Annotated in this window: 19 protein-coding genes; 12 read left to right on the forward strand and 7 right to left on the reverse strand. The window is 70.8% G+C overall.

Annotated features, from left to right (window positions below; translation table 11 throughout):
- Window positions 1-76: 76 nt before the first annotated feature.
- Entirely contained in the window at window positions 77-1,114 is a 1,038-nt protein-coding gene (locus tag ACFWM2_RS28700; protein ID WP_383285940.1) for a DUF2637 domain-containing protein, read from the reverse strand.
- A 315-nt stretch (window positions 1,115-1,429) separates the two neighbouring features.
- The gene (locus ACFWM2_RS28705; protein ID WP_383285941.1) at window positions 1,430-2,335 is read right to left on the reverse strand and encodes a (2Fe-2S)-binding protein; all 906 of its coding nucleotides are present in this window, start codon (window positions 2,333-2,335) and stop codon (window positions 1,430-1,432) included.
- Window positions 2,336-2,492: 157 nt separating this feature from the next.
- On the opposite strand from ACFWM2_RS28705, the gene ACFWM2_RS28710 reads away from it, so the two are divergent.
- Together ACFWM2_RS28710 and ACFWM2_RS28715 are read left to right on the forward strand one after the other, a co-directional pair.
- Window positions 2,493-3,332, forward strand: a complete 840-nt coding sequence (locus ACFWM2_RS28710) for a GntR family transcriptional regulator (RefSeq protein ID WP_383285943.1) — start codon at window positions 2,493-2,495, stop codon at window positions 3,330-3,332.
- A gap of 183 nt (window positions 3,333-3,515) precedes the next feature.
- Window positions 3,516-3,755 carry a hypothetical protein gene (locus tag ACFWM2_RS28715; protein ID WP_383285945.1) on the forward strand — a complete coding sequence of 80 codons (240 nt, stop codon included), beginning with the start codon at window positions 3,516-3,518 and terminating at the stop codon, window positions 3,753-3,755.
- Window positions 3,756-3,804: 49 nt separating this feature from the next.
- Here ACFWM2_RS28715 and ACFWM2_RS28720 read toward each other — a convergent pair whose 3' ends face one another.
- Both ACFWM2_RS28720 and ACFWM2_RS28725 read right to left on the reverse strand, forming a co-directional pair.
- Window positions 3,805-4,578 carry a hypothetical protein gene (locus tag ACFWM2_RS28720; RefSeq protein ID WP_383285947.1) on the reverse strand — a complete coding sequence of 258 codons (774 nt, stop codon included), beginning with the start codon at window positions 4,576-4,578 and terminating at the stop codon, window positions 3,805-3,807.
- 149 nt (window positions 4,579-4,727) lie between these two features.
- A complete protein-coding gene (locus ACFWM2_RS28725) occupies window positions 4,728-6,401 on the reverse strand; it encodes a PucR family transcriptional regulator (protein ID WP_383285949.1) in 1,674 nt (557 codons plus the stop codon).
- Window positions 6,402-6,812: 411 nt separating this feature from the next.
- Between ACFWM2_RS28725 and ACFWM2_RS28730 the strand changes: the two genes are divergently transcribed.
- The 5 genes from ACFWM2_RS28730 to ACFWM2_RS28750 all read left to right on the forward strand — a co-directional run bounded on the left by ACFWM2_RS28730 (window position 6,813) and on the right by ACFWM2_RS28750 (window position 13,669).
- Window positions 6,813-7,703, forward strand: coding sequence for an FAD binding domain-containing protein (locus ACFWM2_RS28730; RefSeq protein ID WP_383285951.1), 891 nt, complete (start codon window positions 6,813-6,815; stop codon window positions 7,701-7,703).
- Window positions 7,703-8,287, forward strand: a complete 585-nt coding sequence (locus ACFWM2_RS28735) for a (2Fe-2S)-binding protein (RefSeq protein WP_383285953.1) — start codon at window positions 7,703-7,705, stop codon at window positions 8,285-8,287. The genes ACFWM2_RS28730 and ACFWM2_RS28735 overlap by 1 nt, the downstream gene beginning before the upstream one ends.
- Before the next feature lie 2 nt (window positions 8,288-8,289).
- Window positions 8,290-10,674, forward strand: a complete 2,385-nt coding sequence (locus ACFWM2_RS28740; RefSeq protein ID WP_383285955.1) for a xanthine dehydrogenase family protein molybdopterin-binding subunit — start codon at window positions 8,290-8,292, stop codon at window positions 10,672-10,674.
- Window positions 10,675-10,962: 288 nt separating this feature from the next.
- The gene (locus ACFWM2_RS28745) at window positions 10,963-12,420 is read left to right on the forward strand and encodes an NCS2 family permease (RefSeq protein WP_383285957.1); all 1,458 of its coding nucleotides are present in this window, start codon (window positions 10,963-10,965) and stop codon (window positions 12,418-12,420) included.
- Window positions 12,421-12,517: 97 nt separating this feature from the next.
- On the forward strand, window positions 12,518-13,669 hold the full coding sequence (locus tag ACFWM2_RS28750; RefSeq protein ID WP_383285959.1) for an XdhC family protein: 1,152 nt from the start codon (window positions 12,518-12,520) through the stop codon (window positions 13,667-13,669).
- 104 nt (window positions 13,670-13,773) lie between these two features.
- Here ACFWM2_RS28750 and ACFWM2_RS28755 read toward each other — a convergent pair whose 3' ends face one another.
- Window positions 13,774-14,229 carry an SRPBCC family protein gene (locus ACFWM2_RS28755; protein WP_383285961.1) on the reverse strand — a complete coding sequence of 152 codons (456 nt, stop codon included), beginning with the start codon at window positions 14,227-14,229 and terminating at the stop codon, window positions 13,774-13,776.
- A gap of 1,178 nt (window positions 14,230-15,407) precedes the next feature.
- Between ACFWM2_RS28755 and ACFWM2_RS28760 the strand changes: the two genes are divergently transcribed.
- Together ACFWM2_RS28760 and ACFWM2_RS28765 are read left to right on the forward strand one after the other, a co-directional pair.
- Window positions 15,408-16,070: a response regulator transcription factor gene (locus ACFWM2_RS28760; protein WP_383285963.1), complete on the forward strand. Its 663-nt coding sequence runs from the start codon at window positions 15,408-15,410 to the stop codon at window positions 16,068-16,070.
- Entirely contained in the window at window positions 16,067-17,485 is a 1,419-nt protein-coding gene (locus tag ACFWM2_RS28765) for a sensor histidine kinase (RefSeq protein ID WP_383285965.1), read from the forward strand. The genes ACFWM2_RS28760 and ACFWM2_RS28765 overlap by 4 nt, the downstream gene beginning before the upstream one ends.
- Before the next feature lie 273 nt (window positions 17,486-17,758).
- On the opposite strand, the gene ACFWM2_RS28770 is transcribed toward ACFWM2_RS28765, so the two are convergent.
- Window positions 17,759-18,598, reverse strand: coding sequence for a hypothetical protein (locus ACFWM2_RS28770; RefSeq protein WP_383285967.1), 840 nt, complete (start codon window positions 18,596-18,598; stop codon window positions 17,759-17,761).
- A 168-nt stretch (window positions 18,599-18,766) separates the two neighbouring features.
- Between ACFWM2_RS28770 and ACFWM2_RS28775 the strand changes: the two genes are divergently transcribed.
- From ACFWM2_RS28775 to ACFWM2_RS28785, 3 genes are all read left to right on the forward strand, one after another.
- Window positions 18,767-19,840, forward strand: a complete 1,074-nt coding sequence (locus ACFWM2_RS28775) for a sodium-dependent transporter (protein ID WP_383285969.1) — start codon at window positions 18,767-18,769, stop codon at window positions 19,838-19,840.
- Window positions 19,841-20,227: 387 nt separating this feature from the next.
- Window positions 20,228-22,210, forward strand: coding sequence for an amino acid transporter (locus tag ACFWM2_RS28780; protein ID WP_383285971.1), 1,983 nt, complete (start codon window positions 20,228-20,230; stop codon window positions 22,208-22,210).
- A gap of 221 nt (window positions 22,211-22,431) precedes the next feature.
- The gene (locus ACFWM2_RS28785; RefSeq protein ID WP_383285973.1) at window positions 22,432-24,186 is read left to right on the forward strand and encodes a hypothetical protein; all 1,755 of its coding nucleotides are present in this window, start codon (window positions 22,432-22,434) and stop codon (window positions 24,184-24,186) included.
- Between the two features lie 166 nt (window positions 24,187-24,352).
- Here ACFWM2_RS28785 and ACFWM2_RS28790 read toward each other — a convergent pair whose 3' ends face one another.
- Window positions 24,353-24,805 (reverse strand): hypothetical protein, encoded by a 453-nt coding sequence (locus tag ACFWM2_RS28790; protein WP_383285975.1) that lies wholly within the window; start codon window positions 24,803-24,805, stop codon window positions 24,353-24,355.
- Window positions 24,806-25,192: the final 387 nt, after the last annotated feature.

Genomic DNA, 25,192 nt, shown 5'->3' on the forward strand with positions numbered 1-25,192 from the left:
GTGTGAGCACACCGCGCCGCCGTCCAGTGATGCGTCCGGTTCCGCCCGGACATCGCGTCCGGGCCCGGGACCTGTCCTAACCGAACTGCTGCTCAAGGTCCTTGAGCTTGCGCTCCAGCGAGTCCAGCCGGGGCAGCGCCATCGTGTCGTCCTCCGCGGTGAGGTCGATGACCGGCTCAGTGCCGCTGCCGCGGACGGGCTGCAGGGAGGGACGGGTGCGCACGGGCAGCTGCTCCGGCGCCGATATGGCAGGGTCCGCGGTGGCCTGCGCGGGGGCCCGCTCCACGGTCGTCTCCAGCTCGCGCGAGCCGCCGCGGCCGACCAGGCCCCGGTGACCGCGGCTGAGCGCCTTGAGGTGCGCCCGTTCGACCCGCTCCTGCTCCCGGCGGCGCAGCCGCGTCTGCTCCTTCTGGCGCCGGTCCTCGCGCACCTCGTCCACGGCCTCGTCGAGGGTGCGGACGTTCTCGAGCAGCATCAACGACCAGGCGCTGTACGTCTCGCGGGGCGCGCGCATCCAGCGGACGATCCGGATCTGCGGCAGCGGGCGCGGGACCAGGCCCTGCTCCCGCAGCGCGGCCCGGCGGGTCTGCTTCAGCGCCCGGTCGAAGAGCACCGCGGCCGACATCGACATGCCCGCGAAGAACTGCGGAGCGCCCGCGTGGTCGATGCCCCGCGGCGCGTGCACCCAGTTGAACCAGGCCGCCGCACCCGCGAAGGTCCACACCAGTATGCGCGAGCCGAGTGCCGCGTCACCGTGGCTGGCCTCGCGCACCGCGAGCACGGAGCAGAACATGGCCGCTCCGTCCAGGCCGAACGGGACGAGGTACTCCCAGCCGTTGGAAAGGCCGAGGTTCTGCACGCCGAAGCCGACCAGGCCGTGGAAGGAGAGCGCCGCGGCGACCGCGGCACAGCAGAACAGCAGCACGTAGGAGGCGGTGCCGTAGAGGGCCTCCTTGCGCCGGCGTCGCTCCTCGCTGCGCTCCCACGAGTCATCGGTGTGCGCGCTCTCCCCGGACCGCTTGCCACGCGCGAGTACCGCCACCGCCGCCAGCATGCCCAAGAGCAGAACGGCGCCCGGAAGCAGCCAGTTCAGCGATATGTCGGTCAGTCTCATCAGGGGTCCCTTGCATTGGGATAGGGCGTAACGCCCGCCATAGTGGCCCAAACCCGTCGGCGCTCAGGGGGTTTCGGGACAAGAGGCCGCAAGGGCCCGCACAGGGCGGCATTCGTCTCGAACTGCCGCGCGAGGGAGGGGAGTTGAGTGCGATTGGAATGACCCGTACGGGTGGTTCGGCGGAAAGTTCCTGCGACAGGTGGGGGAATCGTGAAATGCCTGTCGGCCGCGGGACGTCCTGCGGCGGGTCGGGGCGGACGTCCGCAAGGGGAGCTGACTTCGGGGGACGGCGGGGCGTCGGACGGCCGTGAAGGCTCAACGAGCCCCGGCGGCGGTCAACTTGGCGACCCGGTCCGCGTCGCAGGTGCGCGGGCAGGTGATGCAGGTGTCCGCGGGGCGCAAGGTGTAGAAGAGGCAGCAGCTCACCCGGTCCCGGGTGGGCAGCGCTTGGCCTTCCGGCCCGGTCAACTCACGGAACGCGGTGGTCCCGACGTACGGCCGGGTCGCTCCGGGCAGCAGGCGCTCCAGCTCGCCCATGGCCCGCTGTTCCTCGCCGAGCAGCTGGGCGACGTACCAGAGCCCCTCGACGATCTCGTCGGTCGCCATGCCCCACAGGGCGCGGCCGCGTCGGCGCATCCGGGGGCCGAAGGCGCCGAGGACCGGCTCCAGGTGCTCGGCGACAGCCGCCCGCACCTCGGCCGCCAGCGCTTCCTCGTTCGCCACCACCCGGGCGCCGGGCCGGCCGGCGGCCGGATCGTCCGGCAGACATGCGAACTCGTCGACCCGTACGGCCAGACGTCCGAGGGCGCGCTGGAATGTGACGTGCTCCACAGGGAAGCGCGGCACCCGGCGCAGCAGGAACCACGGGACGGTGATCAGCAGACAGGCGGGCCAGGCGTAGCGGTGGAGCCCGAAGCCGGCCACGACGTCCGGTCGCGCCCGCTGACCGTAGTCCCGCAGCACCTGCTCCTCGTCCCAGGCGAGAAACGCGTCGAGGTCGGCTCCGCCTTCCGCGAGCCGGGCCGCGTGGGCCCAGCCGTCGCCGCGTGGAGCCGCCTGCCCGGGGCCGAGCTCCGTCACGGTCAGCGCCGGGAAGACCTCGGTCAGCCGGGCGTAGGCGTCCGTGAGGACCGTGCGGGCCGGATGTGCGGCATGAGCGGGGGCGGCCGTGGCCGCAGCCTGCGTGGCCGGGGCGTCCGTGGGCGGAGCGGGAGCGGACATGCGGGGGCCACCGCCTCACGGTCGTTTGAAGGTAAGCCTTACCTTACTCGAAGCGGTGGAGGTTTGAACTGGGGCCGGGTGCGCCTATGGTGCTTGACGGACGGGTAACAACCGCCGCAATGACCCCCAAGTACCACCAAGCCCGGAGGAGGACCCCGTGGAGCAGACCGGCTCGCGCGATGTGCTCGGCTTCGCTGTCACGGGGGCGCCGGACGTCCGGGGGGCCGCCGTGCGCGTCCCCACGCAGCCGCGGGCGGCGGACGTGGACCGGGAGCGGGGCGCCGCCCGCGGTCCCGCGGCGGTCGGCGGCGCGGCCCGGGGCGAGCACACGCACAGTGAGACGCCCATCCCGCAGCCCCGCGTCGAGGGGCGCCATGTCGTCCAGCGGTCCTCCGTCCGCGGACAGATCGTCGACGCCCTGCGCACCGCGCTGGTCTCGGGCGAGCTGGCCCCCGGAGAGGTGTACTCGGCGCCCGCGCTCGGCGAGCGCTTCGGGGTCTCCGCGACGCCCGTCCGGGAGGCGATGCAGCAGCTCGCGCTGGAAGGTGCCGTCGAGGTGGTACCGAACCGCGGCTTCCGGGTCGTCGAGCGGTGCGCCCGCGAACTGGCCGAACTCGCCGAGATCCGGGCCCTGATCGAGGTCCCCGTCATGCTGCGCCTGGCGCGCACGGTGGCCGCCGCACGCTGGGCGGAACTGCGTCCGCTGGCCGAGGCGACGGCACGCGCCGCGTCCTCGGGATGCCGCGCGACCTACGCCGAGTCCGACCGTGCCTTCCACCGCGCGGTCCTCACCCTCGCCGGCAACGAACAGCTGCTGCGGATCGCCGACGACCTGCACCGCCGCGCCCAGTGGCCCCTCGTCGGCATCCCCGTCTCCCGCGCCCGCGCCCATCTGGTGGCCGACGCGGCCGAGCACGCGGCCCTGCTGGAGGCGCTGATCGCCCAGGACCTCACCGTGGTGCAGTCGCTGGTGCGCGAGCACTTCACCGGCGCGTAGGCCCTGCGCCGGGCCCGGCCGCGTGCCGGCCGCGCCGCCACCGCTCTGTTCCCGGTGTGTCCCCTTCACCGCGCCCTTGTCACGGATCCGTGGACTCCACGCAACGACCTCTGCGCGCGGGCAACCAAGGACCGGCCGGCCGCGTGCTCCCCGGCACACGGACGACCGACTCCAGGGGTGACCATGATGTTTCCCGACCCCGCGTGGCAGGCGCAGCAGCGGCAGCACGAGCAGCGCCGCTTCCGCGAGATGAACGAGACGAGCGCCCGGCGCCGCCGGTCCCGCTCGGGGACGGGCCTCGGTGGACTGCTGAAGTTCCTGCTCCTCGTGGCCGTCGTCGTCCTGCTGGTCAAGAACCCCGAACTGCGCACCGAGGCCTGGACGTTCGCCCAGCACGTCTGGGCGGACGTCCGGAACGCTTAGGCCCTCCTCCGGTGCTTACGGGCCTACCGCAGGATCCGCCGGACAGGCCCTAGGCGGTGGCCGCCGGTGGCGTCAACTGGTGGGCCAGCCAGGTGGGAACGCCGCCCAGCAGCCGGAACAGCCGGCCGGCCTCCGCCCGCAGCCGGGACGCCTCGGGTTCGATCTCGGCGTCCGCGAGCGAGGCCAGCGCCGGCGCCGTACCGACGAGGTAGCCCAACTCCTCGCGGATCCGCAGGGATTCGGCGAAGCCGTGCCGGGCCTCCGCCAACTCGCCCTCCCGCAGGGCGAGTCCGGCGAGGTGGCGCCAGGTGCACGAGAGCAGCAGCGGGTCGCCGAGAGCGGTGGCTCCCGCGTGCGCACGGCGGTACGCGGCACGGGCCGCCTGCGGGGACTGGGCGAGGTTCTCGGCGATGAGGCCGCGCCGGAAGTCGAGCGCGGGCCGGCCCGGCGCGCCCGGTGCCAGCAGGGCGGCGGCCCGGCCGAGCGCGACCCGTGCCTCGTCCGCCCGGTCCCGGACGCCGAGCAGGGTGGACGCGTACGCGAGCTGCCCGCGCTCACAGGCCGCCGCGCCCCGTTCGTCGTCGCTCTGGGCCAGGGCCTCCGCCGTCCGCAGCGCGTCCTCGGCCTCGGCCCAGCCCTGCTCCGTGTACAGACACCGCTCCACGAGCAGGGACGCTCTCTGCAGCGCCGCCGCCGCGGTGTGCGGTTCGAGGAGCGCGGCCGCGTCGGCCCAGCAGGCGCGCGAGCGCAGCCGCCATACCGCGGTCTGGAGTGGATCGTCCCCTGCAGTCGTTCCGGAACCAGACATGGCGGTATGCGCCACGTTGCCCTCCCCGAGCACACCATTGAGCTGTTGAGTGGTGGCATCTCAGCACGGATCGGCGGGCCCGGCCAAGGGGGTGGGTGAAGGATTTCACAAAGTCGTGGGCCGACGGCGGCACTTGGGACCGCACGGCTCACACGCCCACGACCTCAGCTCATCCGCAACGCCAGGAAGAAATCGAGCTTGTCCTCCAGGCGCGAGAGGTCCCGGCCCGTCAACTGCTCGATACGGCCCACCCGGTAACGCAGTGTGTTGACGTGCAGGTGGAGACGGGTCGCGCAGCGCGTCCAGGAGCCGTCGCAGTCGAGGAAGGCCTCCAGGGTGGGAATCAGCTCGGCGCGGTGCCGGCGGTCGTAGTCGCGCAGCGGGTCGAGCAGCCGGGCGGTGAAGGCGCGGCGGACGTCGTCCGGCACGAAGGGCAGCAGCAGCACGTGCGAGGCCAGCTCCTGGTGGCCGGCCGCGCAGACCCGGCCGGGCCGCGCCGCGGCCACCCGGCGGGCGTGCCGCGCCTCCTCCAGCGCGCCGCGCAGCCCCTCCGCCGAGTGCACGGCGGCGCTCACTCCGAGCGTCAGCCGCCCGTCGTCGTTCAGGCCCGCCGACAGCGGATCCCGTACGGCCTCCAGGAGCGAGTCGGCCAGCAGCCCGGACTCGGAGCCGTCGTGCTCGGAGGACACCGCCGGAAGGGGTACGAGGGCGATCGCCTCGTCACCCGTATGGGCGACGGCGATGCGGTCGGAGTGCTCGGGGCCGGTCAACAGCGGGTCGACGAGGATCTCCTCCAGGAGCGACTGGGCGACCGGACCGCCCTCGATGTCGCCGCCCTCCCACTCGACGCGGGCCACCACCACCTGCCAGTGCGGAGCCGCCCCCAGGCCGGGCAGCAGCACCGGAGCGGCCACCCGCAGCCTGGCGGCGATCTCGGCGGGCGCCGCGCCGGTCTGGACGAGCTCCAGGACCTCCTGGGCGAGCCGGCGGCGCACCGTGCGCGCCGCGTCCCGCCGGTCCCGCTCCACCGAGATCAGCTGGGTGACGCCCTGGAGCAGGTCGAGCCGCTCCTCCGGCCAGTCCCCGGCGTCCGCCTCGACCGCGAGCAGCCAGTCGGACAGCACCGTCTCCCGCACGTCCCTGGACGCGGCCGTGGCGCGGCCGGACGAGCGGATCGGGAACAGCGAGTACGTCGTCGGGCCCACCGCCACCCGGTGCGGCCCGCGCCGTCCCGTACGGGACGCCGCCAGATGCTCGGCGGCCAGCTTCGCGCACACGCCGGCGGGCAGTCCGGGGCCGTTGTGGTCGGCGCCCGCGATGGGCCGGCCGGTGGGGGAGAGCACCCAGGCCCGCAGATCCAGGTCGGAACCGAGCAGGTCGAGCACCACGTCGGGGCCGCCGCCCGCCGGACCGGACGTCATCATCCGCCGGTGCCGGTCCACCACGGCCGCCAGGTCCCCGGCCCGCTCGCCCGACACCTGCCGTACGACGTGCTCGGTGATCGTCGCGAAGGCCACCGACTCGTTGACGGCGAAGAGCGGCAGCCGGTGCCGGGTGCAGGCCAGGACCAGGTCGGCCGGGATGTCGCCCTGCTCCGCCTCACCGGCGGCGAGGGCCGCGACACCGGCGCCCGCGAGGATGCGGACGAAGGGCTCGGAGTCCCCCGAGTCGTGCCGCCAGGCGAGACCCGTGAGGACCAGCTCGCCGCCCGAGAGATAGCGGCTGGGGTCCTTGAGGTCCGTTGTCATCACACCGCGCACGGTGCGATCCAGTTCGTCCTCGCCGCCGAGCAGCCGCAGGCCCAGCGCGTCGGTGTCCAGCAGTGCGCGCAGCCGCATGTCTCGTCGCCGCCGTTCTTTGTCTCGAAATCTACGATGGATCCGGGATGAGGCCCCGGCGAGCGGGATCTCGGTCCCCGCTGAGCGGTCACCGGTCCCGCGGACGGTGGTCCCGGGTCCCTGCGAGGCTGTGTGCTGGGCTTTCGCGAGCTGTGCTCACTGATTCCCAGGCTGTGCCGGATGTTTCCCGGGGAAAGCGGAGAGGTTACTGATGACCTCCGTTCATACGAATCTACAAGATGCGCGCCCTGGCCAGCCAACTCCTTCATGGTTTCGGTGACTGACCCCAGTGGAGGACAGGGCTGTGTACTGACGTCAATCCGCGTTAACAGCAGATGAACGAGCCGGGCCCGCCGCACACGATCTGGCTTGATCAGTACGACCCTCGATTACGAATGAAGAGAGCCACTCATGGACTTCCTTCGCCCCGCCAGCTGGGAGGAGGCGCTCGCCGCAAAGGCCGAGCACCCCACAGCTGTGCCGATTGCGGGTGGCACCGATGTCATGGTCGAGATCAACTTCGACCACCGTCGGCCCGAGTACCTCCTCGACCTGAACCGCATCGGTGAGCTGAGCGAGTGGGAGGCCGGCGAGGAGAGCGTGCGCCTGGGCGCCTCCGTTCCGTACTCCACGATCATGGAGCAGCTGCGCGGCGAGCTGCCCGGCCTGGCCCTCGCCTCGCACACGGTCGCCTCCCCGCAGATCCGCAACCGTGGCGGTGTCGGCGGCAACCTCGGCACCGCCTCCCCGGCCGGCGACGCCCACCCGGCGCTGCTCGCCGCGGGCGCCGAGGTCGAGGTGGAGTCCGTGCGCGGCTCGCGCCTGATCCCGATCGACGAGTTCTACACCGGTGTGAAGCGCAACGCGCTCGCCGCCGACGAGCTCATCCGGGCCGTCCACATCAAGAAGGCCGACGGCCCGCAGCAGTACTCCAAGGTCGGCACCCGCAACGCGATGGTCATCGCCGTCTGCGCCTTCGGCCTCGCGCTGCACCCCGAGACCCGCACGGTCCGCACCGGCATCGGCTCGGCCGCGCCCACCCCGGTCCGTGCCAGGACCGCCGAGGAGTTCCTGAACGCGGCGCTCGACGAGGGCGGCTTCTGGGACAGCGGCAAGATCATCACCCCGTCGGTCGCCAAGCAGTTCGCGGACCTCTGCTCCGCCGCCTGCAACCCGATCGACGACGTCCGGGGCACCGCGAGCTACCGCCGCCACGCGGTCGGCATCATGGCCCGCCGGACGCTCACCTGGGCCTGGGAGTCGTACCGCGGCAGCGCCGCCCGCACGGAGGGAGTCGCGTAATGCGCGTCAATTTCACGGTCAACGGCCGTCAGCAGGAAGCCGACGACGTCTGGGAGGGCGAGAGCCTTCTCTACGTCCTGCGCGAGCGCATGGGCCTGCCCGGCTCCAAGAACGCCTGTGAGCAGGGTGAGTGCGGTTCCTGCACGGTCCGCCTCGACGGCGTCCCCGTCTGTTCGTGTCTGGTCGCCGCAGGTCAGGTCGAGGGCCGCGAGGTCGTCACCGTCGAGGGCCTCGCGGAGTACGCCAAGCAGCGCGAGGAGCACAGCGGCTGCGCGAGCGGTGCCTGCGGCACCTCGCTGCAGGACGCCCAGCAGTGGGCGGCCAAGGGCCAGGACTCGCGGACCGGCGAGGGCGGTGAACTCGCCCCGATCCAGCAGGCGTTCATCGACGCGGGCGCCGTCCAGTGCGGCTTCTGCACCCCCGGCCTGCTCGTCGCGGCCGACGAGATGCTGGAGCACAACCCGACCCCGACCGACGCGGACATCCGCGAGGCGCTCTCGGGCAACCTGTGCCGCTGCACCGGCTACGAGAAGATCATGGACGCGGTCCGCCTGGCGGCCGCCCGGCAGTCTGAGGCGGTCTGACCATGGGAACGACTGGTACGCCCACCAATCTCACGCAGGGCACCAAGACCAAGGGCGGCATCGGCGAGTCGACGCTCCGCCCGGACGGCACCCTCAAGGTCACCGGCGAGTTCGCGTACTCGTCCGACATGTGGCACGAGGACATGCTCTGGGGCCAGATCCTGCGCTCCACGGTGGCCCACGCGGAGATCGTGTCGATCGACACGGTCGAGGCGCTGAAGACCCCGGGTGTCTACGCCGTCATGACGTACGACGACCTGCCGACCGAGGTGAAGAACTACGGCCTGGAGATCCAGGACACCCCGGTCCTCGCGCACGGCAAGGTTCGCCACCACGGCGAGCCGGTCGCGATCGTCGCCGCCGACCACCCGGAGACCGCGCGCCGCGCCGCCGCCAAGATCAAGGTCGAGTACCGCGAACTGCCGGTCATCACCGACGAGGCGTCCGCGACCGCACCCGACGCGATCCTGATCCACGAGGGCCGCGACGACCACCACATCGGCCACGTCCCGCACCCGAACATCGTGCACCGCCAGCCGATCATCCGCGGCGACGCCGACGAGGCCGCCAAGAAGGCGGACTTCATCGTCAAGGGCGAGTACACCTTCGGCATGCAGGACCAGGCCTTCCTCGGCCCGGAGTCCGGCCTCGCCGTGCCCTCCGAGGACGGCGGCGTCGAGCTCTACATCGCCACCCAGTGGCTGCACTCGGACCTCAAGCAGATCGCGCCCGTCCTCGGCCTGCCCGAGGACAAGGTCCGAATGACGCTCTCCGGCGTCGGCGGCGCGTTCGGCGGCCGCGAGGACCTGTCGATGCAGATCCACGCCTGCTTGCTGGCGCTGCGGACCGGCAAGCCGGTCAAGATCGTCTACAACCGCTTCGAGTCCTTCTTCGGACACGTGCACCGCCACCCGGCGAAGCTCTCCTACGAGCACGGCGCCACCAAGGACGGCAAGCTCACGCACATGAAGTGCCGGATCGTCCTGGACGGCGGCGCCTACGCGTCGGCCTCCCCGGCGGTCGTCGGCAACGCCTCCTCGCTGAGCGTCGGTCCGTACGTCATCGAAGACGTCGACATCGAGGCCATCGCGCTCTACAGCAACAACCCGCCCTGCGGCGCCATGCGCGGCTTCGGCGCGGTCCAGGCGTGCTTCGCCTACGAGGCCCAGATGGACAAGCTCGCCGACAAGGTGGGCATGGACCGGGTCGAGTTCCGTCAGCTCAACGCGATGGAGCAGGGCACGCTCCTGCCGACCGGACAGCCGGTCGACTCGCCGGCGCCGGTCGCCGAGATCCTGCGCCGCGTCAAGGCGATGCCGCTGCCGCCCGAGCGCCAGTGGGAGAGCTCCGAGGGCGCCGACGTACGCCAGCTGCCCGGCGGACTGTCCAACACCACGCACGGCGAGGGCGTCGTCCGCGGAGTCGGGTACGCGGTCGGCATCAAGAACGTCGGCTTCTCCGAGGGCTTCGACGACTACTCAACTGCCAAGGTGCGCATGGAGGTTGTCGGCGGCGAGCCGGTCGCGACCGTGCACACCGCGATGGCGGAGGTCGGCCAGGGCGGCGTCACCGTCCACGCGCAGATCGCCCGCACCGAGCTGGGCGTCACCCAGGTGACGATCCAGCCGGCCGACACCCAGGTGGGCAGCGCCGGTTCAACGTCCGCGTCCCGACAGACGTACGTCACCGGCGGCGCCGTCAAGAACTCCTGCGAGCTCGTCCGCGAGAAGGTCCTGGAGCTCGGCCGGCGCAAGCTCGGCACGTACCACCCGGCCTGGGCGACGGCGGAACTGCTCCTGGAGGGCGGCAAGGTCGTCACCGACGGCGGCGAGGTCCTCGCCGACCTGGTGGACGTGCTGGAGGGCGAGTCCGTCGAGGTCGAGGCCGAGTGGCGGCACCGTCCGACCGAGGCCTTCGACCTGCGCACCGGCCAGGGCAACGGCCACGTCCAGTACTCGTTCGCCGCGCACCGCGCCGTCGTCGAGGTGGACACCGAGCTCGGCCTGGTCAAGGTCATCGAACTGGCCTGTGCCCAGGACGTCGGCAAGGCGCTCAACCCGCTCTCCGTGATCGGCCAGATCCAGGGCGGCACCATCCAGGGCATGGGCATCGCGGTGATGGAGGAGATCGTCGTAGACCCCAAGACCGCGAAGGTCAGGAACCCTTCCTTCACGGACTACCTGCTCCCCACCATCCTCGACACGCCGACCATCCCGGTCGACGTGCTCGAACTCGCCGACGACCACGCCCCGTACGGGCTCCGTGGCATCGGCGAGGCCCCGACCCTGTCGTCCACCCCGGCCGTCCTCGCGGCGATCCGGAACGCGACGGGACTCGAGCTCAACCGGACGCCGGTACGCCCTGAGCACCTCACCGGCACCGCCTGAGCGACCTGAGCCCTCCGGGCGGTGCGTGCCTCCCAGGAACGTCACACTTCCGGCCGGGAACGTCACACTTCCCTCCGCCCGCACCGCCCGGAGAAACCAAGTACCGCACCGCTCGCGGAACTTGCCGCACCAGTCAGTACCAGCAGCAGATCCTGATCGTTCGCCTCGGGCCGTCCCCCGGGTCGTGCGGCCGAAGCATTTCCCAAATCCCGCAACCGCGCTCGCGGTCGGACCAGCCGTCAGGGCGGCTGGGGCGGGTGCCCCTTTGAACCTTGGGAGTAGGCCCACATGACCCAGCAGTCACTGGAGCCGAAGACCGCCGCGGAGGACGCGGGCACGGGCAGCCGTGTCCCGGCCGGCCGGTCTTGGCTCGATCGGTACTTTCACATATCCCACAGAGGATCGTCGGTCGCGCGTGAGGTGCGTGGCGGCGTCACCACCTTCATGGCGATGGCGTACATCCTGCTGCTGAACCCGCTCATCCTGTCCGGCAAGGACGCCGCCGGGGACACCCTCGGCCAGCAGGCGCTGATCACCGCGACCGCGTTCGCGGCCGCCGCCACCACGCTGCTCATGGGCTTCTTCGGCAAGGTGCCGCTGGCCCTCGCCGCCGGCCTCTCCGTCTCGGGCGTGCTCTCCTCGCAGGTCGCCCCGCAGATGACCTGGCCGCAGGCCATGGGCATGTGCGTGATGTACGGCGTCGTGATCATGCTCCTGGTCGTCACCGGACTGCGCGAGATGATCATGAACGCGATCCCGCTGGCACTGAAGCACGCCATCACCATGGGCATCGGCCTGTTCGTCGCACTGATCGGCTTCTACAAGGCCGGCTTCGTGCACCAGGGCAAGGCCACGCCGGTCACCCTCGGCCCGGCCGGTGAACTCGCCGGCTGGCCGGTCCTGCTCTTCGCGGCGACCCTGCTGCTCATCTTCATGCTCCAGGCCCGGGGCATCCCCGGCGCGATCCTGATCGGCATCGTCTCGGGCACGGTCATCGCCGTGATCCTCAATGCCGTGGGCGTCATCGACCCCAAGGACTGGGCGAGCGGCGCTCCCGAACTGCACGGCAGCGCGGTCTCGATGCCGGACTTCTCGCTCTTCGGCAAGGTCGAGTTCGGCGGCTGGGGCCAGGTCGGCGCGATGACGGTCGGCATGATCGTCTTCACCCTCGTGCTCGCCGGGTTCTTCGACGCGATGGCCACCATCATCGGCGTCGGCACGGAGGCCAAGCTGGCCGACGCGCAGGGCCGGATGCCGGGCCTGTCCAAGGCGCTGTTCATCGACGGCGCGGGCGGTGCGATCGGCGGAGTCGCCGGTGCCTCCGGGCAGACGGTGTTCGTCGAGTCCGCGACCGGCGTCGGCGAGGGCGCCCGTACGGGGCTGTCCTCCGTCGTCACCGGGCTGTTCTTCGCGGCCTGCCTCTTCTTCACCCCGCTCACCGCGATCGTCCCCGGCGAGGTCGCAGCCGCCGCGCTCGTCGTCATCGGCGCCATGATGATGATGAACGCCCGGCACGTGGACTGGGCCGACCGCGCCACCGCGATCCCGGTCTTCCTGACCGTCGTGATCATGCCGTTCACGTACTCCATCACCGCGGGCGTCGCTGCCGGGGTCCTGTCGTACGTCGCCATCAAGACCGCCCAGGGCAAGGCCAGGGAGATCGGGGCGTTCATGTGGGGGCTGACGGTGATCTTCCTCGTCTTCTTCGCCCTCAACCCGATCGAGAGCTGGATGGGCGTCCACTGACGCTCCGGGTCCCGCAGCCGGGCCGGCGCCCGCCTCGCGCCGCCGGCCCCGCTGGGGGACCCGCCCTCCACACCACCGCTGTTAAGGAGACCGAGAAATGCTGGACATCGCCGAAGAGCTGCACCGGTGGGTCGAGCAGGGACGCGACTTCGCGGTGGCCACCGTGGTGGCCGTCGGCGGCAGCGCACCCCGCCAGCCGGGCGCCGCACTCGCCGTCGACTCCGACGGCACGGCGATCGGCTCGGTCTCCGGCGGCTGCGTGGAAGGCGCGGTCTACGAACTGTGCCAAGAGGCCCTGGCGGACGGCGAGTCCGTCCTGGAGCGCTTCGGATACAGCGACGAGGACGCGTTCGCCGTCGGGCTGACCTGCGGCGGCATCATCGACATCCTCGTCACCCCGGTCCGGGCGGCCTCGCCGACGCGCGAGGTGTTCGCCGCAGCGCTGGCCGCCGCCGCCCGTGGGGAGGCGGCGGCGGTCGCCCGGATCGTCGCCGGCCCCGCCGACCTGATGGGCCGCGCGCTCGTCGTACGTCCCGACGGCTCGTACGAGGGCGGCTTCGGCGCCCATCCCGAGCTGGACCGCACGGTGGTGGGCGAGGCGGGAGCCTTGCTGGACGCCGGCCGCACCGGCACTCTGGAGATCGGAGAGCAGGGCTCTCGTTGCGGAGCACCGCTCACGGTTCTTGTCGAGTCGTCCGTCCCGCCACCCCGGATGATCGTCTTCGGTGCGATCGACTTCGCCTCGGCGCTGGTCCGCATCGGCAAGTTCCTGAACTACCACGTGACGGTGTGCGACGCCCGCCCGGTGTTCGCCACGGCCACCCGCTTCCCGGACGCCGACGAGATCGTCGTCGAGTGGCCGCACAAGTACCTCGACCGCACGGACGTCGACTCCCGGACCGTCCTGTGCGTCCTCACCCACGACGCCAAGTTCGATGTACCGCTCCTGAAGCTCGCGCTGCGACTGCCGGTCGCCTACGTCGGCGCGATGGGGTCCCGGAGGACGCATCTGGAACGCAACGAGCGTCTGCGCGAAGTCGGCGTCACCGACTGGGAGTTGACGCGCCTGCGCTCGCCCATCGGCCTCGACCTGGGCGCCCGTACGCCCGAGGAGACGGCCCTGTCCATCGCCTCGGAGATCGTCGCCAACCGGCGCGGCGGCAGCGGGATGTCCCTCACCGGCGCGCATACGCCGATCCACCACGACGCGACGTCGTCGCCGGCGGGGCGGATCGGGTCGGTGGCCTGAGCGGCGTACGGGGTCGGTGGCCTGGGCGGCGCACAGGGCCGGTGGCCCGAGCGGCGTACCGGGTCGGTGGCCCTGAGGCCCCTTTTTCATCCCGGGAGCCCCGGTCACGCCTGCTCGGCGGAGGCACCCCGCAACAACCCGTCCACCGCCCGCCCGAACATCCGTCGGGCCACCCACGCCAGCGGGCGGTCGCACAGGCGGGGCAGCCACCGCACCCGCAGTTCCTCCCGCCAGACGATCCGTGAACCCCCGCGGTCGCTCGCGTGCACCTCGATCTCGGCCCACCCGGTGACGAACGTGCCGCGCTTTTCCAGCCGACACGCGCCGGGCCGGCCCTCCCGCGGAGGCGTCCATGCGACGACCTCCATCGGATCGTCGAAGGCCAGCGCACCGATCCCCGACCGCGCCACGAAGACGGTGCCCTCGCCGGTCGGCGGGGGAGTGGCCACCGTGACCCGCGTCAGCGGGACCACGTCGGCATGCCGTTCCCACCGGGTGAGACACCGCCAGGCCTCGGAGACGGAAGCGGGAGCAACGCGTTCCAGGACGAAAAGGACCACGGGGCGATCGTATGCGGGATGACGGGATGCGGACGGATCAGGCGGGATGGCGAGGGCCTTGTCGAGAGTTGGCCCTAAGCGGTCCAGCTGCGGGTGGGGAAGCCGATCTCTCCAGGGCCCAGGCGTGTGTGCCGTGAGGGGCGACACCGGCGCCGCGGGCGGCGGGGAGCACCCGGTGCGCGACGCCGGCTGTGCCCGTCGTCGAAGTCCGGCCCGCGCAATCGACGACTCGGCCGGGCGCGCGTCCCCCTCGCCGTTCGACGCCGATTACCTCACTGTCGAACACGTCAAAATCTATGGTGGCCGGAGTAGACATTGGGCGTTGGCCTGGTTATGGTTTCCCTCGTAGCGAGAGAGACCGCAGGGCCTGGCAGACACGAACTGCCGGGCAGCAGTAACGCAGTTGCAGTGCGCAGGACGGTGCGGTGGTGGAGTTCCGAAGCCAGGGTTGTTTGCAGGGAGGCGACGGGACTGGCGACCGGACCGGGTGGCCCGCGGTGACCAGGGGCCGCCGTGAGCAGTGCCGCAGTGGCAGTACTCGTCAGTGCAGTGCGCACGCAGTACCCAGCAGCGAAGTCAGTGAGCAGCACCTCGGTGAAGGCGTCGGCTGCGGACGCGCGCACCGGGAAGTTCGGCAGTGGGGTTCCAAGCCAGAGCAGACGCGTGACGGGCGACGGGGCCGGCTGCCGAAGCGTGGCGCTTCCGCAGGCCACCGAGCAGTACGCAGCACCAGCAGTACGCGCCATCAGCAGTGCGCTCCACCAGCAGTTCGCAGCACCAGCAGTTCGCATCACCCGAATTACGCAGTCCCGCTTGGTAAGTGATTGACCCCAGAGGGAAGAACGGAGGAGCCCCGCGCCATCAGGATCGCCCGGGCGGAAGTCCTGAGCCCGGGTACCGCAGGACATCGACAGTGAGGTGGTCTCCGGTCAAGCAACCGCGATCCCCGCATCCCCGACAGCGTCTCGGTCGGGTCTGCGGAAACAGCGCGCCGGCGCAGTGTCAAGGCCGGCAGATGGTGTAGCAGTTCCTTCGGGGCCCTGGTGCCGTACGGCACCAGGGCCCCTCCATGTGTCCAGGACGCGCACGCTCACCACTCTCGCCACGCTCGTCTACAGTGGTGTCGACTGTCTACTCGGCTGTAGTCGTTCGGCCGCTTCCGAGGTCCATGGAGGACCATGCGCCCCAAGATCCTGGTCGTCGAGGACGACCATGCCCTGCGGGACGTCCTGCGCCGTGGCCTGTACGACGAGGACTTCGCCCCCGTGCCCGCCGCCGACGGGGCCACGGCCCTGCGGCTGGTCACCGACGACATCGCCGCCGCCGTGCTCGACGTCGGACTGCCCGACGCGGACGGGCGCGACGTCTGCCAGGCCCTGCGAGCCAACGGATTCCACGCCCCGGTGATCTTCCTGACCGCTCATCACGGGCTCACCGACCGGCTCTCCGGATTCTCCGCCGGTGGAGACGACTACCTGTCGAAGCCCTTCCACCTCGCCGAACTGGCCGCCCGGCTGCGCGCCGCCCTGAAGCGGGCCACGCCACAGCCCGCGGCCACCTCGGGTGATCTGGTGCTCGACGCTGTCCGGCACACTGCCTCGGTCCACGGCGCCCCCGTGTCGCTGACCCCGACCGAGTTCCGTCTGCTGGCCACTCTGATGGCGGCCGGCGGTGACCTCGTACGCCGTCGTGAGCTGGTCAGGGCGGGCTGGCCGGAGGGTGCGCAGGTCAGCGAGAACACCTTGGACCAGTACCTGACCAGGCTGCGCCGCAAGCTGCGTGAGGCGGCCAGCGGGGCGACGATCGGCACCGTACGCGGGATCGGCCACCGGCTCTCATGAACCGGAGTCCGCGCCGTACGACGCTCGGCCGGTGCCGCGTGACCCGGCTCCTGCGCCGGCCGGCCCCGCGCACCCTGCGCGGCCGGCTCTCCCTCGTGGCGCTGACCACCGCCGCGCTGTTGATGGCCGTCCTGACCCTGGTGTTCAACGCCGTGGTCAACCGCCACCTCCAGGTACAGGCGGATGACGAACTGCGCACCCGGGCGGCCGCCGTCGCCACGACCGTCGACACCAGTGGCTCGCGCGTGCGTGTGCTGGAAACAGCCAACGACCGGCTCCTGGACGCCAATGTCTGGATCTACACCGGGACGCGGCTGCTGGAGAAGCCGCCGTCGGCCGGGGCCGACCGCCCGCTGACCACAGCCGCCGACCGGTTGGCCGCCCGCAGCGGGCCGGCGTGCGTGACCGTTCACGCTGCGGACACCCGGGCCGTCCGACTGTGTTCGCGGCCCGTTCCCGGACGGTATGCCTCCGCCACGATCGTCACGGCTCTCGACCTCACCCCGTACCGCAGCTCGGCCGACACCCTGCTGCTGGGATCGCTGGTCCTGGACGCCGTGATGCTCGCGTGCACCTACGTACTGACCCGGCTGGCAGTCGGCCGGGCGCTGCGCCCCGTGCGGGCGATGACCGACCGGGCCACCCAGTGGAGTGCCGTCGCCTCCGACGACCGCCTGGGTGCCGAGGAACGCCCCGTCGAGCTCGCCCGCCTGGGCGCCTCCCTGGACGCGCTGCTGGACCGCATCCGTGCCGTGCTGCGGCACGAGCGGCAGCTGACCGGAGAGCTCTCCCACGAGCTGCGCACCCCGCTCGCCCGGATCATCGCGGAACTCGACTGGTGGCAGGGCCGCCCCCGCTCCGCCGAGGAGACCCGCGCCACCCACGAGGTGGTGGCCGAGGCCGCCCAGTCCATGCGCACCATCTGCGACACGTTGTTGAACGACGCCCGCGACAATGTGCGCGATCCGTCAACGGTTCCCGGCACGGCCGACCTCGTCCCTGTTCTGTGCCGTCTTGCCCAGCGGCTGGACCCACCGGATCAGGTGAGGGCCGTGGTGGAGCCGGCTAGTGGGCGGCTGGAGGCAGGTGTCGCGCCGGCCCTGCTGGACCGCATCGTCAGCCCGCTCCTCGCCAACGCCGTCCGGTACGCCCGCTCGACGGTGACCGTGTCCGCGCTGCCGGTGTCCGGTGCCGTACGCATCGACGTCACCGACGACGGTCCCGGTGTTCCGGAGGCGTTCGTCGGTGAGCTGTTCCAGCCCGGCCGACGTGCCGACTCCGAGGACGGGCATGACGGCGCGGGCCTGGGGCTGCCGCTCGCCCGACGCCTGGCCCGCACCGTCGGCGGCGAGGTGTCCTACGACCCCGGGCACACGCCCGGAGCCCGGTTCACGATCACCCTGCCGGCCGGGTGAGGAGCCGCTACCGCGCGGAGAGCGGCACGGCGTTCTTCCTCTCCTGCGTGTGGGCGCAGGCCACCAGGCCGACCGGGACAGCCCGCAGGGCGGCGGAGGAACCGGCAGGACGGCGGAGGAACCGGCGGGGCCGAGGTCCAGGGGGGTACGACGACAGGGCGCCCGTCCCCTATGGGGCAGGCGCCCTGTGACATCGGCCGGCGCGGGCGACGGCCGTGGTCCCTGACCTTGTCAGCCATCGCCTGAACGCATCCTGAACGCCTTCCTCGCTGGTCAGGCGGCCTGTTGTGCCGCACCGTCCGGCTCGATGACGTCCTTGCGCGTCCTGGACAGGAACACGACCAGGCCGAGGATGACGGCCAGGAAGAGCGCGCTGGTGACGACGGTGCCGAGGCCGAGTCCGCCGTCGCCGGTGGGCTGGGAGAGGTAGTCGCCGATCGAGGCGCCGAGCGGCCGGGTGAGGATGTAGGCGATCCAGAAACTCCAGACAGCGTCCAGGCCGAGCGCGAAGTGCGCGATCGCCACGGCGGCGATGGCGAGGGCGAACAGGACGGCGGAGAGCCAGTAGCCGAGGGCCATGCGCTCGGAGACCAGGTCGCCGGCCGCCGTTCCGAGGGCGAAGGTGAACAGGACCGCCAGCCAGTAGTACGCCTCGCGGCTGGTGGTGTCGATGCTGTGGATCGACAGGGTGCGCTCACGCCGGTACCAGACGCCGAACACCACGGCGAGGAGGATCGCGAACACCGTGGTGCTCGTCTCCAGCGGCACACCCATGTTGTCGGTGAGGTTGTCACTGATCAGCGTGCCGACCACGCTGATCAGCACGACGGCCAGCCAGTACACGCCCGCACGGTAGGCCGGCGTACGGAACTGGACCACCAGCACGGCCGCCAGCAGGACGCTCATCACCACCGACACACCGGTCAGTCCCAGACCGGCCTTCTCGTTCAGCAGGTCGGCCGCGGTCTCGCCGACCGTGGTGCACAGCACCTTGATGATCCAGAAGTAGAGGGTGACTTCGGGCACCTTGTTCCAGCGCGGACGATGTCCGTGCCGGGCGGGGGCCGCGCCGCCGCGTGCGGCTTCGGGGGTCTCGGACAGTTCGAAGGTCATGAGGCCCGACCGTGCCACCGGCTACCTGAAAGCATCCTGACTGCGCGAGGCGATCACCCCCGCCGCACCTTTCACCAGGTCACGATGAGCTCATGCACAGTCGCGCGTTCTCCCCGCACATAGTGGCCGTCTGTCCCGCTCCCCGCCCACGTGACAGAAAAGGCCGCCGTGACCGATACGACTGTTTCCCGGCCGCCGGCTGAGCGCGCGACGCTGTGGCTGCGGCGACGACTCGGCCGTGCCGTCGTCCTCTCCTACGCCGTCGCGCTGGTTCTTCCGGCGCCGGGATTGTGGCTGCGCCGCCCCCACACTCTGCCGTTCGGCGGTCCGGCGCACCCGACGCTCCACACGACCTCACTCCTGTTGTCCCTTGTGCTGTTCTCGGCCGGGCTCCAGGTGCCCGTCCGTGCGCTGGGCCGCCTGCTCCGGCGCCCGAAAGCGGTACTGGCCGGGCTCGTGCTGCACCTGGCGATCCCGCTGCTGATCGTGCCGTTCGTGGCGTTCCTGCTGCGCCGCACCCCCGACACCGACGGCGGCAGCGGACTGCTCAGCGCCATGATCCTCATCGTGGCGATGCCGGTCGCCGCCGGGGCCACCGTGTGGACCGGCAAGGGGGACGGCGACCAGCCGACCATGGTGGGGCTCGTCCTGGCCTCCACCCTCCTCAGCCCGCTCACCACCCCGTTGCTGCTGGCAACGCTGGCACCACTGCTCAGCGGCGGCTACGCGCACACACTCGTCGCCACCGGCCACTCCGCCGGTACGGGGTTCGCCCTCACCACCGTGGTCCTGCCCTGCGCGCTCGGTCTCGCCTGCGCTCTCGTCCTCCCGCCGCGGTGGCTCACCCGGCTTCTGGGGACGGTCGTACCCCTGGCCGTGGTCGGCTCTCTCGTCCTGACGTACGTCAACGCCAGCGGCGCGCTCGGCTCCTTCCTCGACCGGCCGCGGCCGCTGCTGTTCGCCGCCGCGCTGGCCATGGCCGCCCTGGTCTGCCTGCTCTCCTTCGCCCTGGGCCAGGCCGCGGCCCGTCTCCTGCGGCTGGACGCTCCCGTCGCCTCCTCGCTCACGCTGGCCTGTGGCATGAACAACAGCAGCGCGAGCGCGGTCCTGATCACGACCTCGCTGCCCGACAAGCCCCACCTGCTGCTGCCGGTCCTCGCCTACGGGCTGCTGCAGAAAACGGCCGCGAACCGGGTCGTCACCCGGCTGCGGCACGGCGCCGCCGGGGCTGCCCCCGGATGACGCAGGGGTGGTCCCCACCACCCGGGACCATGGCGGTCGGATCCGGGCCTTCGAGACCGGCAAGGGGTGAAGCCGCCGGGGCCTGGATGCCGGTGAAGCGCACGCGGGACACGAACGGCCGACGTCCGGCGTCGAGTTGTGGACAGCCGGTGGTACGGGGCAGCTCGACCCGCAGGCCCGGGGGACCGGCCGTTTCGCCGTTTACGGCATTGCCGGCACCGGCCGGGTAGTGAGTCCTGTACGGGGAACAAGGGTGCCGTTGCCACGGCCGGCGACTGCCGACCCGGTGGTCGTGGAACCTCGGCCAGGCCGCATACTCGTTGCCGCGTCCATGGCGTGAACCGAGACGGCTGCCCGAGGCGGGAACGAGAAGGACTGATGGGGGACATGAAGGTCGATAAGGAACCGGTCATACCGGCAGAAGTGGAGAGTCCCGCTCTACGGGCCCAGCCGACCGGAAGCCTCGCGCGATGGCTGCTGCGCCACCGGGTGCAACCGGTCGGACCCGCGGCAGGCGAGGGACACACCGAGCAGCACGCCTGGTGGAAGGTGATGTGCCTGACAGGGGTCGACTACTTCTCCAGCCTGGCCTACGTCCCGGCGATCGCCGCCCTCGCGGCAGGAGCGGTGTCGCCGTTGGCGACGCTGGTGATCGTGGCGCTGACTCTGGTGGGGATGCTGCCGATGTACCGGCGGGTGACTCGGGAGAGCCCCAACGGAGCCGGGTCAGTGGCGATGCTGGAGGACCTCCTGCCGTTCTGGTGGGGAAAGCTGTTCGTACTGGTCCTGCTCGGTTTCGTCGCCACTTCGTGGATCATCACGATCACGCTGTCCACGGCGGACGCTTCCGTGCACGTGGTGGAGAACCCCTACTTCCCGCAGGCCCTGCACGGTCACGAGGTCGCCCTCACCGTGGCGTTGCTGGTGGTGCTGGGCGGGGTGTTCCTGCTCGGGTTCAGCGAAGCGGTCAAGGTGGCCATCCCCCTGGTCGTAGTCTTCCTGGCGCTCAACGCGGCGGTCATCGCCATCGGTCTGGTGGACGTCTTCACCACGCCGGGCGCGTTCTCCGCGTGGACGGACGCGCTCGGCGACGGCGGAGGCGGTGTCGGAGATCTGGCAGGGCCCGCCCTGCTGGCGTTCCCCCTGCTGGTACTGGGCCTGTCCGGCTTCGAGACCGGCGTGAGCATGATGCCCCTCATCTCCGCGAAGGGCAGCGACCCCGAGGAGCAGAAGCAGTCACGGATCCGCAACACGCGGCGGCTGTTGACCACCGCCGCGCTCGTCATGAGCGTCTATCTGCTGGCCGCGAGCTTCGTGACCACCGTCCTCATCCCGCACAAGGAGTTCGAGTCCGGCGGCCAGGCGAACGGCCGGGCGCTGGCCTGGCTTGCGCACGAGAAGGTCGGCGAGGCGTTCGGCACCGCCTACGACGTCAGCACCATCCTGATCCTGTGGTTCGCGGGCGCGTCCGCGATGGCCGGGCTGATCAACATCGTGCCCAGGTATCTCCCCGACTACGGCATGGCCCCGGAATGGGGACGCGCCGTACGCCCCGTCGTGATCGTCTACACCGCCCTCTGCATCATCATCACGATCGCGTTCGGCGCCGACGTCGACGCCCAGGCCGGCGCCTACGCCACCGGCATCCTGGCCATGATGGTCTCCGGCGCGTTCGCCGTCACGGTGTCCGTCGTCCGCAGTCGTCGGCGGGTGGCCGGCACAGGGTTCGCGCTCCTCACGGCCGTCCTGCTCTACGCGCTGGTGGCCAACATCGTCGACAAGCCCGACGGCATCACCATCTCGGGCATGTTCATCGCCGGCATCATCGCCGTGTCACTGATCTCCCGGGTCTCACGCACCACCGAACTGCGCGCCGACCGGATCGTGTTCGACGACGAAGCGCGCCGGTTCGTCACGGACACCCTTGAGCACGACAACGCCATCAACATCATCGCCAACCGGCGGCAGGCCGGCGACAGCGCCGAGTACGCCCACAAGGAGCGGGAACAGCGCGGCACCAACCCGGTGCCGGGCCCTGCCGACGTGCTGTTCCTGGAAATCGACGTGGTCGATCCGTCCGACTTCAGCGAGACCCTCTCCGTACACGGTGTAGAGGTGGACGGCTACCGAATCCTGCGCGCCGAGGCCCCCGCCGCTCCGAACGCGATCGCCGCGATCCTGCTCGCCCTGCGCAACGCCACGGGTGTTCAGCCGCACTGCTACTTCGCGTGGGCCGAGGGCAGCCCCTTGCGGCACATGTTCCGCTACTTCCTTCTGGGCCGCGGCGACACCGCTCCGGTCACCCGCGAGATCATCCGCAGCAACGAACCCGACCCCGACCGCCGCCCCGGCATCCACGTCGGCGGCTGACTCGGCCTGCACGCGACGCGGACCCATGAGACATGGGTCCGCGAAGGCTGAAGACAGGGGAGCAGCGGCTGCATGCCCACGCCCCGGCGTCCGCGGCCGGGGCCGGCGCGCAGGTACCCAAGTCCGGGACGTTCAGGACTGTTCGACGAGGATTGAAAAGATGGTGAGCGATCCTCGGGTGCACCATGGTGAACGCCACTCAGCCTGTATCAGGAGGGCGTATGGCGCGCAGAACGCTCGGAGGTTCATGGACCTCGCTGGTCAGCTTATTCAGCCTCATCGCAAGTCCAATCGTGTTCACGATCGCCGTGGCACCACAGGCCCAGGCATACGGCACGATCCCTGGGCGTGAGCACTCCAACATCACCAGAGCGGCGCTCGGTTGTCCGCAGAGCGGCACCGACAGCGACTACTGCTTCGATCCCGCATCACTGACCGTGCTGGCCGGCGGCGGAGGGGTCATCCAGAATCCCGACTTCTTCGGGGCGGTCGGCTGGCCCGACAACCCCTTCAAGCCGGGCGGCGCGGACGGCGACGAAGCCCACTGCGACAACGCCGACTACCTCGACCCGTCGCACGACGCGGGTCGTGCCTACCCGCAGACGCGGGCGCAGGCGTCCGCCGCCCTGTTGAACTGCGTCCGCCATACGCGGGAGGCATTCACCTCAGCCGTCGACCAGGCAGCAAATCTGCTGGACACCGACAACCGGCTCAAGACGGGGGCCGAATTCACCCAGGCCAAACGCGCGGTGCTCTACGACTGGGGCCGACTGCTGCACGCTGTGCAGGACTTCTACGCCCACTCCAACTGGGCCGACATCTCCGCGCCCGGCCTGCCCGTCGGCCTCGACAATCCACCCGGGCTGAACATGACCACGCCGTCGTTGCTGTTCAACGCGCTCGCCCCGGAACCCACTGCCGCTGCCGTCCCGCGCGACCTCACGACCGGCTGCTACACCACGAGCGGTTCCTGCCGGGGCCACGTACGGCACGGTGCACCGTTCAACGGCGACGACACCGGCCTGAACAAGGACGGCGGAAAGATCGATCCCAAGACCGGGACGGCCACCGAACCCACCAAGTACCGCGGCAGGATCGGACGCAACTTCCAGCAGTCGGTGACGGCTGCGGTGTCGGACACCCGCCTGCAATGGGTCGATCTGCGGCAGGGGTTGGAAGACCGGTACACCGGGCCCGGCCAGGCGTGGCTCATGGCGTGCGGGCTGTTGCGTGACAACCCCCAGTCCACCTGCACCCCCGGCACAGCCAAGGCAGCCGTGGCCTCCATGCCGTCGGCCGACGCCGAGGATTCCGCTCGCTCGGCCGGGGCAGCGGCCTGCGGAGTGAATTGGCAACAGGCCGGCGGCGCCAACAGCACGGTCTTCATGCAGTACGTGAACTGCGGGTCGACCGCGCTGTCCGTGGCGCCGTACGCCGTGGGAGAAGGCAACGAGTCGCGGTACACGCTCGCCCGGGTGTGCCGGACCGTGCAGCCCGGGCAGGGCACGCGGTGGGTGATCGATCCCTCGTACTTCCCCCCGGAGCCCACCACGCTCCAGGCCATCAGTCAGTGCCGGCCACAGGCGGCGGGAACGGCCTCTCACGCGAAGTCCGTCCCGCCGAACGCAGACGCCCATCGCCCGGACACACCGTCCGCGACGAAGGACGCGGCCCGGCTGCGCACGAACGCCCCGGTCCACCGGGCCCACCGCGACGCAGTCGCCGCACCATGTGGCACCACGTGGGCCCAGCCGGGGGGTTCCGGTACGACGGTCACGATCGACTACACCAACTGCCTCGGCGTACCGACGCTGATCGCTCCTCTCGCCATAGGCGAGGGTCCTGACGCGCGGTACAGCTACACCGGCCTCACCCAATACGTGCCCGCAGGCGGTTCTGCAGCGCAGTTCCGCATTGATCCACCGCTGTTCCCGCCGGTGCCGACCAATCTGCAATGGACGACTCGCGTCATGTGAAGCGAGAAGATCACACTCCGTGCACCTGAACATCCGGCCGGGGGCAATCGCGCCGACTATGAGCGGTATCCCTGCATGAGTGGCAGCGACGGCTTCGGCCGTCGCTGCCACGACCATCAGGCCGTCTTCGTCCTTCGCCGCGCCTCAACCCGCGGTTGAGAAAGGCTCAGTATTGAACCGCGGGGCTGTCGAGGGTCAGAATTGTGCCGCCGGAACTGTTGAAGGCCCTGAATCGCGTGAAGGCCCGAAGCTGCGTGAAGCGTGAGGCATCCGCAAAAACATCGGGAGAAATTGTTTCACTGCACGCCCTGGCGCTTGTGCTCTGCACCAGTTTCCCAGTGGCGGCGTCAACCAAGTAGATGCGGTAGTTGGCACACGATGAAGGGTGGGCCCACAAATACCCCCAGCCGTCGAACGTTGAACTGGTGAGTGAGACGCAGGGCATCGCGTCCCAGCCGCCCGCTGTGTACTCGGTCCTGCACGCCGAATCATCCTGCGCCGTCTGCCCGTGCCGCGCACTTTCGGTGGCCTGGGATGAACTGTCCGCCCCGGCCGGAACCACTCCGATGCTCAGGATCAAGAGGGTCGCGCTGATCATTCCCACGATGAGCCGCCGCATAGCTCTCCTTGATCTCATGACTCTTCCTTTACCGGTTGGTAAGTCTCACCGGGAGCACTCCGTCCCACAAGGCAGCGGCTGCCACGAAATTCAGACAATTTAAAATCGGAGCAGCGTCAGCCCCATTCGGGGCGCCGGCGGGAAACCGAAGGGCTCGATTCCGCAGCGCAAGGCCGGGCTGCCATTCGTTTCTCCCCGGATTCTCTCCCGGGGCTCCCCGGAGCCCGTCGGGGCGCTGCTTTCGGGAGGCGCGAGAGTGGCGAGCGAAGGGCTTGAGAGGCTTCTTCCTGGCCTAGCCTCGCGCTTTCACGAGGTGGGGTGTCCGAGGCTTGATCAAATAAGCGGAGAGTGCTCCTGACCTGCAACGATGGGACTTGTCTAGGGTCC

This window comes from Streptomyces sp. NPDC058371 (assembly GCF_042723265.1).
GTDB lineage: Bacteria > Actinomycetota > Actinomycetes > Streptomycetales > Streptomycetaceae > Streptomyces.